The following is a 14,136-nucleotide window of genomic DNA, read 5'->3' as shown; positions in this document are numbered from 1 at the left end:
CTCACGCCGTCCCCGCCGCGCGGCCGGTATCGGCGATGACCACGGCGTCGCGTCCGTTCCAGGACAGCGTCAGCACGTCGTCGATGCGCACCGCGTCGGCCTCGTTGCGGGTGGGGAAGGCGGCGACCAGCGGCGGCAGCTTGCCGTCGAGCGGCTCCATGTAGACCTTGGTCAGGCTGCCGGTGACCATCACCTCCGACACCCGGCCCTGCAGGCCGACGGGATTGCCGGCCCCGCGCGCGACGGCCAGGTTCTGCGGCCGCACCATCACGCGCACCTCGGTGCCCGGCGGCAGGTCGTTGCCGTTGGCCAGCGCCCGGCCGGAAATGCCGCCGCTGCCCACGCCGATCTCCACCTCGTCGCCGCTGCGGCCGCGCAGGGCGCCGGGCAGGATGTTGGATTCGCCGAGGAAGTCGGCGACGAACAGCGAGCGCGGGCGGAAATACAGGTCGGCCGGCGTGCCCAGCTGCTCGATCCGCCCGGCATTCATCAGGCAGATGCGGTCGGACATCGTCATCGCCTCTTCCTGGTCGTGGGTGACGTAGACGACCGTCGTCCCCATCTCGCGGTGCAGGCGCTTGATCTCCAGCTGCATGTGCTCGCGCAGCTTTTTGTCGAGCGCGCCCAGCGGCTCGTCCATCAGGATGATCGACGGCTTGTAGACCATGCAGCGGGCAAGGGCGACGCGCTGCTGCTGGCCGCCCGACAGCTCGCGCGGGTAGCGGCCGGCGATGTGCGGCAGATGCACCATCTCCAGCGCCTCGCGCGCGCGCCGCTTGGCCTCGGCCGCCGCCACCTTCCGCATCTTCAGCGGGAAGGCGATGTTCTCCTCGACGGTCATGTGCGGGAACAGCGCGTAATTCTGGAACACCACGCCGATGTCGCGCTCATAGGGCGGGGCGTAGGTGACGTCCTGCGACCCGATGCGCACGCTTCCCTCGTCGGGCGGCACCAGCCCGGCCAGCAGGCTGAGCAGCGTCGTCTTGCCGGAGCCCGACGGGCCGAGCAGCGTCAGGAATTCGCCGTCGGCGACGACGAGATCCGTCGGGGCGAGCGCCACGAAGTCGCCGTAGCGCTTGGCAAGGCCCTGGACGTAAAGGCTGGAAGAAGACATGCGCGCCTCCTCGCTAAGGGGGTGGGGCCGAAAGGCGGTGTGGACAGGGGCGGGGGTGGTGCCTGCTGCCCCCTCCCTGGCCCTTATCCGCTCCCGGCCGGCGGAAGGCCGGTCCGGGAGCGGATAAGGGAACTCCGCCGCTCTGCAACATACTCCCTCTCCCGCCGGGGGCGGGGGAGGGGCGGGGAGGGGGCAAAAGCGTTGCCGTGCCTCAGCTCAGCAGCCAGGCATTGTAGCGCTCGAGACCCTTCTGCTGGTTCTTCAGCCAGTAGTCGGCGTTGATCTGCAGGCCGCGCTCGATGTTGGCCGGGAAGGTCGGGCAATCGGTGGCGATCTTGGCGTCGATGTGCTTGAAGGCCTCCGGCTGGGTGACGCCGGCCGGGAAATACTTCACCAGCTCGGCCTGCCGCTTGGGATCGGAGGCGAACTTGATGAACTGGCGGCAGGCGTCGGCGTTCGGGGTGCCGGCCAGGATCGCCCAGCTGTCGAGGCCCCAGATGTTCTGGTCCCAGACGATGCCGACCGGCGCGCCGGCGGCGATGGCCGCCTGCGGACGCGACACCCAGGTCGGGACCATGTCGACCTCACCGGACAGCAGCATCTGCTCGACCTGCGCGCCGCTGGTCCAGAACACCGAGATGTCCTTCTTGATGCGGTCCAGCGCCTTGAAGGCGCGGTCGAGGTCGCAGGGATAGACATCGCCGGTCGGCACGCCGTCGGCCATCAGCGCCTGCTCGATGGTGTCGAACGGGTGCTTGCGCAGGGCGCGGCGGCCGGGGAAGTTCGCGACGTCGTAGAAGTCCTTCCACGAGGCCGGCGCCTTGCGGTCCTTGAAGGCGTCGGTGCGGTAGGCCAGCACCGTGGTGTAGACGTTGGTGCCGACGCCGTAATCCGACATGTACTGCTTGGGGATCGCGGCGACGGCCGGATCGTCTTCCAGCCCGTGCTTCTCCAGCAGCGGCTTGTCGCCGCCGGTCAGCATCAGGATGGCCGGCTGGCTGATCTTCGCCATGTCCCAGGTGTAGGACTTGGCCTCGACCATCGAGCGGATCTGCGCGGTCGGCTCGGCATTGGCCTGGACGCCGATCACCTCGATGCCGGTCGCCGCGGTGAAGGGCTTGTAGAACACCTCACCATAGGCCTTGGTGTAGATGCCGCCGTCGTCGCGCACGACGATCCGCTTGTTCTGCGCGCGCGCCGGGCTCCAGATCGCCGGCATGGCGAGCGTGGAAGCGCCGACGGCGCCGACGGCGCCGGCTTTCAGCAGGGTGCGGCGGGACCAGCCGGATTGGCGGATGCTCATGTCGTCTCTCCTATTGGATGGGCCGGAACGGCGGAAGTATGGAAGGACAGGGGGCACTCAGCCCGGCGGCAGCAGCCGGCCGGGGTTGAAGAGGTTCTGCGGGTCGAGCGCCCGCTTGACCGCGCGCATCAGCGCCAGCTCGGCGGCGGGCTTGTAGCGCGCCATCTCGCCCAGCTGGACGCGGCCGACGCCGTGCTCGGCGCTGAAGGTGCCGTTCAGCCGGGCGGCCTCGTCGTTCACCGCATGGCGGATGGCGGCGGCCAGCGCCTCGCGGCCGGCGGCGTCCGGGGCGGCGGCGGCCCAGCCGTCGAAGCTGAAGAAGGGGATGAAGTGGACGTTGCCGTCGCCGAGATGGGCGACGACGATCACCGGCAGGCCCGGCACCAGCGCCCGCACCGCGGCGGTGGCGGCGTCGATGAAGGCCGGCACCGCCGACAGCGGCACCGCGCAATCGGTGGTCAGCCCGACGCCGGCCTTCTTGTTCGCCTCCGACACGCTGTGGCGCACCTCCCACATGGCGTGGCGCTGGGCGTCGCTGGCGGCCAGCGCGGCGTCGGTCAGCAAACCCTCGCCGAAGGCGTCCTCCAGGATCCCCTGAAGTTCGGCATCCAGCGCGTCGCCGCCGCTGTTGTCCGACAGCTCGATCAGCACATGCCAGTCGGCCGGCGTCCCGATCGGGCTGCGGCGTCCCGGAACCTGCTCCACCACCAGATCGAGCTGGAGGCGGTTGATCATCTCGAAGGCCGACAGCCGGGCGCCGCAGCGTTCCTGCACGCGGGTCAGCAGGGTCAGCGCATCGGCCGGCGACGCCATCCCGACCCAGGCGACGGCATGGCGCGTCGGCAGCGGATGCAGCTTCAGCGTTGCCGCGGTGATGATGCCGAGCGTGCCTTCCGACCCGATGAACAGGTGCTTCAGGTCATAGCCGGTGTTGTTCTTGCGCAGGCCGTACAGACCGGACCAGATCGTGCCGTCGGCCAGCACCACCTCCAGCCCCAGCACATTGTCGCGCGTGTTGCCGTATCGCAGGACGGAGGTGCCGCCGGCATTGGTCGCGATGGTCCCGCCGATCTGGCAGGAGCCTTCCGCGCCCAGGCTGACCGGATAGAGCCGCCCGGCCGCCGCCGCCGCTTCCTGCACGGTGGCGAGCACGCAGCCGGCCTCGACCTCCATCGTGCTGTTGACCGGGTCGATGCTGCGGACCGCGCGCATGCGCGACAGGTTGAGGATGACCGGAGCGGGGCCCGCCTCCGACGGAACGGCGCCGCCGCACAGGCTGGTGTTGCCGCCCTGCGGCAGCAGAGGAATCCCGTGGCGGGCGCAGCAGCGCACCACCGCCGCCACCTGTTCGGCATTCGCCGGCCGGACGAGGCAGAGCGCCGGCCCGCGATAGCGGCCGCGCCAGTCCTCCGTCGCGGAGTCCAGGTCGGATTTGGATGTCAGAACGGCGTCGGCGCCGATGAGGCCCGACAGCTCCGCGATCACGTCCACACGCGATCTCCTTGAATCTGCATTGTGTTTATCTGTAATCGCTATACGATTACATCAACTGAAATATGATACCTCGTGATTGGTGCGCCAACAATCTACTTTTTGCATACGGCCGGATTTTTTGGTTAGGCACCGAAATATCCGATACGGGAGTGATGGGACTTCTGATCGGACCCCACACGAACCGGCGGCACGGCGGCGGCACGGACGCTCGACCTGTGGTGGCGGGCCGGCCTATAGTCCGGGATGGGCCGCGACCGCGGCCCCGCAGGCCCCTGCCTGCGAAGGCAAGCGGCCGGACGGCCGCGCCCGCCGTTTGGGGACGAGCGCAAAGCCCGACACATCAGGCTTTACGCTCGATGAAGTGATGCGGCAGGGTTTTCCTGCTTCTGGGGCGAGAGTTCATGAGCCGTTTGATCGATGCAGTGCGTGCCCGTCCGTCGGCGGTGACCGAAGCCGCCCGGACGCAATCCTCCGCCCGCCGTTACGTCGTGATCGACTGTGAGACCACCGGGCTGTCGACGGCCGGCGGCGACCGCATGGTCAGCTTCGCCGCGATCGAACTGGCGGAGGCGACGCCGACCGGCCGCTGTCTCAGCCTCATCTTCAATCCGGGGCGCAAGTCGAACCCGCATGCGCTGAGGGTGCATGGGCTGCCGGACCACCTGCTGCGCCACCAGGATCCGTTCCACAGCGTCGCTGAAGACATCCGCGGCTTCCTGGACGGCTCGGTGCTGGTCGGCCACAATGTCGGCTTCGACATCGAGTTCCTGCGGCACGAATTCGACCTCTGCGGCATTTCCTGGGCGCCGCCCCGATCGGTTTGCACGATGCACCACGCCAGGGGGCGGGTGGCCGGGCGCGCCTCGCTCGATGCGGTGGCGACGCTGTTCGGCATCGACGTCGGCATCCGGGCGCGCTTCCACGGCGCCTTCGTCGATGCCGAGATCACCAGCCGCCTGTTCCAGAAGATGATCCTGGGCAGTGCCGAGATGCTGGCGGTTCCCCATCTGGAGCCGACCAACCAGATCGACCCGCCGCCGGTGGTCCGGCATCCGGCCGTCCCGATCAGCCACGGCATCGCCGGTTAGAGCGCCTAACAGAACCATCTCTGGACGAAGCGCCAGCAGATGAGGCTGGCCGCGATATGGTGAAAGGCAGTGAAGATGTCGGCGCGCCGTTCGTAGCGGACGGCGATGCGGCGGAAGCGGGCGAACCAAGCGAGCGTACGCTCGACCACCCATCGGTGTCGGCCAAGACGCTCGCTGCTCTCGACGCCACGCCGGGCGATCCGCGGAATGATCGCTCGTTGGCGCAGCGCCTGCCGGCAGTGTGCAAAGTCGTAGCCCTTGTCGGCGTGCAGCTTGGCCGGGCGGCGCCGGGGCCGGCCCGCACACTGGCGGATCGCCGGCACGGCATCGACCAGCGCCTCCAGCAGCTTGCTGTCGTGCCGGTTGGCTGGCGAGATCCTCAGGGCGAGCGGGATGCCGTTAGCATCGACGAGGATGTGGCGCTTGGAGCCCGGCTTGCCGCGATCCGTCGGGTTCGGGCCGGTCTCCTCACCCCCCTTTTTGCCGGGACGCTGGCGCTGTCCACCGCTGCACGATCCCAGTTGATGGCGTTGGCATAGCCGAGCCGGTCGAGCAGCACACGATGCAGCCGTTCCCACACGCCAGCCCGATGCCACTCGTGCAGACGCCGCCAGCAGGTCATCCCCGAGCCGCAGCCCATCTCCACCGGCAGAAGCTCCCAAGGAATACCCGTGCGCAGCACGAATAGGATGCCGGTCAGCGCCGCACGATCGTCCAACCGGGGCCGTCCGCCTTTTGGCTTGGGCGGCTCCGGCGGGATCAGCGGTTCGATGATCGCCCACAAGGCGTCGGAAACAAGAGGGGCTGCCATGCCCCTACCAACCGTTCCTGGCCGGTTTTGTTACGCACTCTTATGCCTTCGCCGTCACCGGCGAACTGACCGGCCTGTCGCGCGAGGCGGTGATGGCCCGCATCCTGGCGCTGGGCGGAAGCTGGCATCACAGCGTCCGCAAGGACACCGACTATCTCGTCGTCGGCCATGCCCCCGGCGCCACCAAGCTGGACACCGCCGCCGCCCGGCGCGCCAAATACGGCAAGCCCGACACCATCGACGAGGCGCAATTCTTCGCCATGGTCGCGGCGTCCGTCGGCGGAACAACCCGATGATGCTGGAAAGAAAAAGGCCGCTGCCAGAAAGGCGCGGCCTTTAGTTCGGGTTCGGGAGGAAACGATGAACCTGGAGAGACCATAAGGCCCTACAGATTAATGCACTGTGAACGGCGTCACAGGTCTGCCCCTATACTACTTTATTGCAGCGGTTTTGCCGGCGGGTGCCGGAATCCGCGGTCAGCCTCACGCCATCTGCCGGAGCACCTCGTTGCTGCCGCGCCAGATCATGTCGAGGGCGACATAGGTGATGATGAGCAGGCCGACCCAGCCGATCCAGCGGTGCTTGTGGAGAACATGGGCGATCATGTTGGCGGCCGCACCCATCAGCACGACCGACAGCACCAGTCCGATCACCAGGATGGTCGGATGCTCCTTGGCGGCGCCGGCCACCGCCAGCACGTTGTCCAGCGACATCGACACGTCGGCGACGACGATCTGCCAGATGGCCGCCCCGAAGGTGGTGGCGCCGGCCGCCGCGACGGCCGCATTGCCTGCCGAACCCGCGGTGGCGGCGCCGCCGGTGTCGGGCAGGCTCATGGCCTCGTCGGGGGCGACCTCGTCCTCGCCATGGCTGCGCAGTTCGCGGAACATCTTCCAGCAGACCCACAGCAGCAGCACGCCGCCGGCCAGCGTCAGGCCGATGATCGCCAGCAGCTGCGTGGTGATGAGGGCGAAGAAGATGCGCAGCACGATGGCCGCGGTGATTCCCCAGAAGATGACTTTGCGGCGCTGGGCCAACGGCACCGCTGCGGCGGCCATGCCGACGACGATGGCGTTGTCGCCGGCAAGCACGAGGTCGATGGCGATAACCTGAAGCAAAGCGGACAGAGCGTCGGCCGTTAACAGATCGGTCATAGGGTGCTTTCCTCTTACATCGGGCAAGAGAGTGGCACCCACGGGGCCGATCCGGACATATGGGCCGATCCGGATATACGGACCGAACGCTGCCGGCAGGGACGGGTCGGGACCACTCTGAACGTCTTTCCAGTCCGACATCACAGTTCGGTGAACTGTCAGAGGGGCCCGGCCTGGCAGGGGCCGACCTTTAGACGAAGGAATCTAAGATTACCAATGCGGTTTGGCCGCAACGGCCATGCGGCATCCATGTAGCCGACACCGTCCGGCATGGTCCTGCAACCGCCCGGGAAGGGGAAGGCGGAGAAGCCCCCGGCAGCAATGCGGCTTTTTTCATCCCATGCTTAGCGGATGCCCCCGGTGGTGGTAGAAACCGGTGATCCCCTGTGCTTCATCCGCCGGAGGGAAGGCATGAGGCGGTGGCGGCAATCCATTCGTCTTTCTTCCATTCGTCCTTCTTCCACTCGGGCTTCTTCCGAAACAATCGAGCGGAACCGCCGTTCTCGCTGCCCCGAACCGGCCTCGCGCCTCCCCTTGCGCTTCCCTGCGGCCGGCGGATGGAACAATGGAACGGGGCCGGAAAAGCGTTCCATGGCGTTCCATACGGTCCATCCGGCGCCGGTCCGGGCTGCGGTACCCGCGCTCGCGTCAGGCCGCGCGCACCTCGCCGATGAAGGCCTGGATCCGCTCGCGCAGGCGGTCGGAATCGCGGGACAGGCTGTCGGCGGCGCCCAGCACTTCCCCGGCGGCGTGTCCGACCTGCCCGGCGGAGCTGCTGACCTCGGCGATGTTGCCGGTCACCAGCTGGGTTCCCTGTGCGGCCTGCTGGATGTTGCGGCCGATCTCCTGGGTGGCGGCGGTCTGCTGCTCCACCGCCGCGGCGATGGCGCCGGCGATGGAATCGACGTCGTTGATGGTGCGGCCGATGGTCTGGATCGCCGTTACCGTGCCGTCGGTCACCGTCTGGATCTCGGCGATCTGGCTGCCGATCTCCTCGGTCGCCTGGGCGGTCTGGGTGGCGAGCGCCTTCACCTCCTGCGCCACGACGGCGAAGCCCTTGCCGGCCTCTCCCGCCCTCGCCGCCTCGATGGTGGCGTTCAGCGCCAGAAGGTTGGTCTGGCTGGCGATGTTCTGGATCAGGTTGACCACGTCGCCGATCTTCTGGGCCGCCTGCACCAGCCGGCCGACCAGCGCATTGGTCCGCTCGCCTTCCTCGACCGCGTTGCGGGCGATGGCGGCGGCGGCGTTGACCTGCCGGCCGATCTCGCCGATGGAACTGCCCAGCTGTTCCGACGCCGCGGCGACGGTGGCGACGTTGGCGGAGGATTGCGCCGTGGCGGCGGCGACGGTCGAGGCCTGCTCCGTCGTGTGCGAGGCGATGGCGGTCATGTTTTCGGCATTGCCGCGCAGGTGGCGCGCGGCCGACGCCACCGCCTGCACCACGTCCTGCACGTCGGCGTCGAAGCGGTCGGCCAGCGCCCGCATGGCGGCCTGCCGGTCGCGCTCGGCCTGCAGCTTCTGCGCCTCGCGCTCCTCCTGCAGTCTGCGCATGGCAAGGCCGTTGCTCTTGAACACCTGCAGCGCGCGGGCGAGCAGCCCGACCTCGTCCTGGCGCGCCGCACCCTGGATGTCGACCGCGAGGTTACCGTCGGCGATGGCCGTCATGTCGGCGACCAGCCGGTGCAGCGGCCGGACGACGAAGGCCACGATGATGGAGCCGAACAGGCCGAACGCCACCAGCAGGCCGGCGCCCGCGACCACGTACAGGCGGTTCATGACGCTGGAGGACAGGGCCTTCGCCCGCTCCTCGGCGCGCCTGGTCTCCTCCAGGCTGTGGTCCACCCGTTCGGACAGCGCCATGGTCAGCTTCTGCCGGACCGGGCGACCGACGTCGATCGACACCCGGATCGCGCTGTCGGTGTCGTAGGCCCGCGCCAGGTCGACCGCCTTCTGCGACACCCGTTCATATTCGCCGACGATGGACTTGATGCCGCCGATCGCCTCGCGGTCGGCCGGGTCGTCATAGGCCGCGGCCAGCCGGTCGATGGCGGCCGTCGCCTTGCCGATGCTCTCCTTGTAGGTGGCGAAGGCGGCGTCGATGCGCTCGCGCGTGCCGGCGACCAGCGCGTTGGATTCCGCGTCCATCGCATCGCTCATGGCCGACTGGATCGCCAGCGCCGCCGACAGCCGTCCGGCCACCACGTCGGTCACACGGCTGGTGGAGGCGGTCAGGTCGATCAGCGCCGACCGGGCGGTCCAGACCACGCTTCCCATGACGGCAAGCAGCAGGATCGCCGGGATCAGCAGCTTATGGACCAGTTTCCGGTCGGAAAACCAGCGGTGGAGCGCCATGACGTATCTCTTTCCGAGGATATTGAGTGGGCCGAGTGGGGGGCTTTCTGCCCAAGGCAACCGGCGGCAGCGGGAGCAGGAAATCCCCGGCCCGAATAATTGCTATACGATTGCTTTGACCGGAATATGATAGACAATAGTTTGTGTCCGAACAAACAGTTTTTCTTGCCCACCGTGTGGCCCGCACCCATGAATTGCGTCCGGGCGCTGCCCGTGTCGCCCGTGTCGCTGCCCGCCACGGCGATCCTGCCCGCCTTCGGTATCTCCGTGCCGGAGCGCCCTGACTCAGAGCGCCCTGATCGCGCATTCCTCGGCTTCGGCCTCTTCGACCGTCAGGTAGCCCAGCCGGACGGCGAAGCGCCGCGTCTCGCCGCCCGCCAGTTTCTGGACATTGCCCTTCATCGCCTCCGCGACGAAACCCTCGGGCTCACAGGTGGAGGGCAGGGCGAAGGCGCAGACCTTCTGGTCGCGGTTGACCAGCACCCAGCGCACCGTCTTGGGGAATTCGCGCGTGCTGTAGGCGATGTGGAAGGCGTCGCCCTCCGGCCGCCGCATCATCACCGCGGTGCCGCCCTCCTCGTCGGTGCGCAGGCCGCGGATGTAGAAGACCTGTTCGGGATCGTAGCGGTCCGGCTCGTCCAGCACCTCCATCATCGCGGGATCGCGGGCGAGCTCGGCCAGCAGCGCGTCATAGGCCGGGCTGCGCGGCACATGGGCCGGCACCACCATGCGCACCGCCGTCGCCTCCGGCGTGAAGGGCGCCGGCTGGACGATGCGCCCCCCCTCGGCGAAGGCGAAGTTGACGTGGCACATGTACATGAGGTCCATGGCCGCGCCGGACAGGTTCTCCACCTCCATCAGGATGTCGAACAGGGTGGAGCCGGGGCGCAGCACCACGCGCGGGCGGGCGACGTAATGGGCGCCGAAGCCCATCACATACTCGCGCCGGCCCGTCACCGCCATGTAGGGGCCTTCGCCGTCCTCCCCCACCTCCAGACCGGCGGCGTCCATCGGCGCGCAGGGCATCTCGCCGTGCAGCAGATGGTCGTCCTGCGGACCGGGGCAGCCGTTGCGCAGCAGCCCGGAATGGAAGGCGAAGCAGCCAAAGGTGCCGACGATCTCGGTCGCCGGGAGCGGCATGGCGAACATGTTCGCCATGGTCAGGTCGACGCCGTCGAACATGGCGTCCCACACCATCTGCCCGTAATAGGGCAGCACCACCAGATGGCCGCGCCGGTTGGACAGCCGCACCGCCTCGATGCCGCTGTCGTAGCGGAACAGGCTGACGGTCATGTCGTGCGCCTCGGCGAACGGGCGCTCCGCCTCGCCGAAGTAGCTCTTGCGGAAATGGATCGTGGTCCGGACGTTCATGGATGCTCCTCCCGGAGATGCGGGCCAGCGGATGCGGTTCTGGTAGGCGTTGAGCACGAAGACCAGCAGCAGGAAGGCGCACCGGATGACGTCGGTCAGTCGTCCCACTCCTCATAGCCCCAATCCTCGGCATCCGGGTCGGCGGTGCCGAGCGGGGCCACCGTCGCTCCGGCATCGAGCGCGGCGGCCAGCCACGGCTCCACGCCGGTGACGGGGGAGTTCCGGCACCAGCGGCGGCGGCGGCCGTCCCACCGGCACTGGCCCTGCCGCTTCATCTCCTCCCGCAACTCCCAGGACGGAATGGAGGGAAAGCGCAATTCCAGACCGCGCTCGTTCTGGGCGATCTCCACCAGTTCCCCGGACAGCGTCCGATGGGTCAACCCATTCTCCAGCACCCGGCGCAGCAGCGTGGCGCGCTCGTCGCGGAGCCTGGCCTCGGCCTCCCGCTGGCGGCGGCGTTCCGCCATGGCGTCGGCGATCCAGTCGGGCGGTTCCTCCAGCAGGCGGAAGCCGGCACCGCCGCGCGGCCCCGGCGCCTCCTCGATCAGCCCTTCCTGCACGAGGTCGGCAAGCATGGCCTTCAGCCGGTCGCGGTCGGTCCGGCTGCCGAGCGGCCGTTGCGCCGCGGCATCCGCGGCGGTGAAGCGCTCGCCGGCTCCCCAGCCTTCATAGAGTCCGGCGGCAACCGCATGCAGGTCGGCGATGCGCCCGCGCTGGTCGGCCAGCCGCTGGGCGACGATGGGGTTGGGGGCCACGTCGGTGCGCCCGTTCAGCCCGCAGGTCAGGCATTGCCAGCCGCCGGGGTCCGACAGGAAGATGCGGGGCGCGCAGCGGCGGTTGCGGCAATGCTCCTCGCTTCCCGGCTCCGGCAGGCCGCGCCCGCTGTCCAGCAGGCTGCGGATCGCGTCGAGCGGGCTGTCGGCGATGGTCCGCAGCCGGTCCAGCACATCCGCCGGCAGCCAGACCTCCGCACCGCCGGATTCGTCCGGCACGGCGAAGCGGCTCGTCAAACGTCTGCGATGGGCGGGGGCAAGCAGGGAGAGCACCCGCTCGGCCGTATAGCTCTCGTCGAAGGTATCGGCGAGGGCTTCGGCCAGTTCGGCCAGCGATGCGGTCGGCGCCAGGGCGCTCCGGTCGCCGGAGGCGACGATGCGGCGGCCCTCGGCAAGGATCGCCGCGCTTGCCTCCGGCCCGGCCGCCCTCTGTCCGTTCTGGCCTTTCGCCGTCATGTCCGCCCCGGTCCGATGCCGCATCACCTCCACCAAGCTGGTCGGCTCCGAAACTTCTTCAAGCGCAGGCGGGGCGCGCCGGTCCAGCCGCAAGCCGTCGGACGGGTTCGGAACGGCATGGCGAATGACGGTGTTGACGGTGCGTAGCCAAGGACATCGGCGCCCCGCCACCGGCGAGGGTGCCGGATATGATGAGGTTTCCCATGCCAGACAGCGCACATTTCGCTCCGCCCGGCCCGCTCGGTTTCGGCGGCGCTCCCCTGGGCAACATGTTCGAGGAGGTGGCGGACGACATTGCCGAGGCCACGCTCGAAGCCGCCTGGGACGCCGGCATCCGCTATTTCGACACGGCTCCCGAATATGGTCCGGGGATTTCGGAACACCGGTTCGGCCATGTGCTGCGCAACCGCCCGCGCGACCAGTTCGTGCTGTCCACCAAGGTCGGGCGGCTGCTCCGCGCGGACCAGAGCAAGGGCGGGCGCCACGGCCCCTTCGTGAAGGGCCTGCCGTTCCGTGTCGATTACGACTACACCGCCGACGGCGTCCTCCGGTCGATCGAGGACAGTCTGCAGCGGCTGGGCATGGCGCGCATCGACATCGCCTACATCCATGACTGCGCCGAGGACGCCCATGGCGACCGCTGGCTGGAGGTGTTCGACACCGCCATGAAGGGCGCCGCCGTGGCGCTCACCCGGCTGCGCGAGGAGGGGGTGATCCGCGCCTGGGGCCTCGGCGTCAACCGGGTGGAGCCCTGCGTCATGGCGTTGGAGCGCGCCGACCCGGACGTCTTCCTGCTGGCCGGCCGCTACAGCCTGCTGAACCAGCCGGCGCTCGACGAGCTGTTCCCGCGCTGCGGCGAGCGCGGCGTGCATGTGGTCGTGGGCGGCCCCTATAATTCCGGCCTCATCGCCGGCGGCAAGACCTTTGAATACCAGGAGGCCTCCGCCGACAAGGTCGCCGCCCGCGACCGTCTGGCGGAGATCGCCGGCCGGGATGGCGTCGATCTGCGCGCGGCGGCCCTGCAGTTCTGCGCCGCCCATCCGGTGGTCGCCTCGGTCATTCCCGGCACCAAGAACCCGGCGCGGGTGCGGGAGAACGTCCAGCTGATGGCGCAGCCGATTCCCGCCGATTTCTGGCGGGAGCTGAAGGCGTCGGGCGTCCTGCCGGAACAGGCGCCGACTCCGGCTTGATCGGATGCCCGGTGAGCGCCGGCTTGTCAGGCGCTCACCACCATGCCCGGAAAGGCGGCTTCGAACCGGCCGGGCTCGATGCCGTGGGCGGTCAGCGCGGCGCGCAGCCGTTCGGGCGGCTCGTCGCGCGCCTCGTCGGTCAGGGCGAAGGTGCCCCAATGAATGCCGATGGCCTTCCGCGCCCCGACGTCCAGCATGATCCGCACCGCCTCTTCCGGGTCGCAATGCTGGGCGGACATGAACCAGCGCGGCTCGTAGGCGCCGATGGGGATCAGCGCGAGGTCGCAGCCGCCCAACCGCCGGTGGATCGCCTTGAAGGCCGCCCCGGTGCCATAGCCGGTGTCGCCCGCGAAATAGAGCGTGCCGGCCGGCATGCGCAGGAAGAAGCCGCCCCACAGCGCCATCCGACGGTCGCGCATCGTCCGCGACGACCAATGGTTGGCCGGCACGATGTGGACCTCCGTGCCCGCGGCAAGCTCGAACCGGCTCCACCAGTCGCCCGCCGCCGTCCTGATCCCGGGCATATGCTTGCGCAGGATGGCGTCGTTGCCGAGCGGCGTGACGACCAGCGGCCGGTCGCGCTCATGCAGCCGCCGCAGCGTGTCGATGTCCATATGGTCGTAATGGTTGTGGGACAGCAGGATTGCGTCGATCCTCGGCAGGTCGTCGAACCGGATTCCCGGCGCCGTCGCCCGCTTCGGCCCGGCGAAGCGCACCGGGCTCGCCCGCTCCGACCAGACCGGATCGGTCAGGATGTTCAGTCCCGGCGCCTGGATCAGCGCGGCCGCATGCCCCACCACCGTCACGCGCAGCGCGTCGGCATCCGGTTCCGGCACGGCCGGAGTGACCGGCACCTCGCCCGGCCATTCGACCTTCCGGCGGCTGAACTGCCACCGCAGCAACTGCCGCAGAGAACGGTCGGTGTCCGGTTCTCCCGGATTGAAGAAGCGCACGCCATCGAAGTTCGAGGAGACGGATCCTTGCCAGTAGGGGTTACGCATGCGGGACGGATCCTCTTCGGTGGCGGCGA

Annotated in this window: 12 protein-coding genes; 3 read left to right on the top strand and 9 right to left on the bottom strand. The window is 68.9% G+C overall.

From position 1 onward, the window contains the following. Position 1: 1 nt before the first annotated feature. The 3 genes from DM194_RS21145 to DM194_RS21135 all read right to left on the bottom strand — a co-directional run bounded on the left by DM194_RS21145 (position 2) and on the right by DM194_RS21135 (position 3,908). On the bottom strand, positions 2-1,114 hold the full coding sequence (locus DM194_RS21145) for an ABC transporter ATP-binding protein (RefSeq protein WP_111069535.1): 1,113 nt from the start codon (positions 1,112-1,114) through the stop codon (positions 2-4). Positions 1,115-1,325: 211 nt separating this feature from the next. Then, positions 1,326-2,417, bottom strand: coding sequence for an ABC transporter substrate-binding protein (locus DM194_RS21140; protein ID WP_111069534.1), 1,092 nt, complete (start codon positions 2,415-2,417; stop codon positions 1,326-1,328). A 57-nt stretch (positions 2,418-2,474) separates the two neighbouring features. Next, the gene (locus DM194_RS21135; RefSeq protein ID WP_111069533.1) at positions 2,475-3,908 is read right to left on the bottom strand and encodes an FAD-binding oxidoreductase; all 1,434 of its coding nucleotides are present in this window, start codon (positions 3,906-3,908) and stop codon (positions 2,475-2,477) included. Positions 3,909-4,312: 404 nt separating this feature from the next. On the opposite strand from DM194_RS21135, the gene DM194_RS21130 reads away from it, so the two are divergent. Beyond that, on the top strand, positions 4,313-4,999 hold the full coding sequence (locus tag DM194_RS21130) for a 3'-5' exonuclease (RefSeq protein WP_111069532.1): 687 nt from the start codon (positions 4,313-4,315) through the stop codon (positions 4,997-4,999). Between the two features lie 5 nt (positions 5,000-5,004). Here DM194_RS21130 and DM194_RS21125 read toward each other — a convergent pair. Further along, positions 5,005-5,810 (bottom strand): IS5-like element ISAzba7 family transposase gene (locus DM194_RS21125; RefSeq protein ID WP_111065387.1). Its coding sequence is split into 2 segments (ribosomal slippage): positions 5,005-5,483 and positions 5,483-5,810, totalling 807 coding nucleotides; the frame shifts between segments, so codons are not numbered across the junction. Between the two features lie 92 nt (positions 5,811-5,902). Between DM194_RS21125 and DM194_RS21120 the strand changes: the two genes are divergently transcribed. Further along, on the top strand, positions 5,903-6,106 hold the full coding sequence (locus tag DM194_RS21120; protein ID WP_246024496.1) for a BRCT domain-containing protein: 204 nt from the start codon (positions 5,903-5,905) through the stop codon (positions 6,104-6,106). 186 nt (positions 6,107-6,292) lie between these two features. Here the strand turns inward: DM194_RS21120 and DM194_RS21115 are convergent, their stop codons facing one another. The 4 genes from DM194_RS21115 to DM194_RS21100 form a co-directional block, all read right to left on the bottom strand. Then, entirely contained in the window at positions 6,293-6,964 is a 672-nt protein-coding gene (locus DM194_RS21115; RefSeq protein ID WP_111069530.1) for a TerC family protein, read from the bottom strand. Between the two features lie 648 nt (positions 6,965-7,612). Continuing rightward, positions 7,613-9,316, bottom strand: coding sequence for a methyl-accepting chemotaxis protein (locus tag DM194_RS21110; protein ID WP_111069529.1), 1,704 nt, complete (start codon positions 9,314-9,316; stop codon positions 7,613-7,615). 285 nt (positions 9,317-9,601) lie between these two features. Next, a complete protein-coding gene (locus DM194_RS21105; RefSeq protein WP_111069744.1) occupies positions 9,602-10,687 on the bottom strand; it encodes an aldose 1-epimerase family protein in 1,086 nt (361 codons plus the stop codon). A gap of 95 nt (positions 10,688-10,782) precedes the next feature. Then, positions 10,783-11,916 (bottom strand): hypothetical protein, encoded by a 1,134-nt coding sequence (locus tag DM194_RS21100; protein ID WP_162630143.1) that lies wholly within the window; start codon positions 11,914-11,916, stop codon positions 10,783-10,785. A 203-nt stretch (positions 11,917-12,119) separates the two neighbouring features. On the opposite strand from DM194_RS21100, the gene DM194_RS21095 reads away from it, so the two are divergent. Then, positions 12,120-13,106, top strand: a complete 987-nt coding sequence (locus tag DM194_RS21095; protein ID WP_111069527.1) for an aldo/keto reductase — start codon at positions 12,120-12,122, stop codon at positions 13,104-13,106. 26 nt (positions 13,107-13,132) lie between these two features. Here the strand turns inward: DM194_RS21095 and DM194_RS21090 are convergent, their stop codons facing one another. Beyond that, entirely contained in the window at positions 13,133-14,107 is a 975-nt protein-coding gene (locus DM194_RS21090; RefSeq protein ID WP_111069743.1) for an MBL fold metallo-hydrolase, read from the bottom strand. Between the last annotated feature and the right edge of the window lie 29 nt (positions 14,108-14,136).

The organism is Azospirillum ramasamyi, assembly GCF_003233655.1.
Classification (GTDB): Bacteria; Pseudomonadota; Alphaproteobacteria; order Azospirillales; family Azospirillaceae; genus Azospirillum; species Azospirillum ramasamyi.
This window is presented reverse-complemented; position numbering and strand designations above follow the sequence as displayed.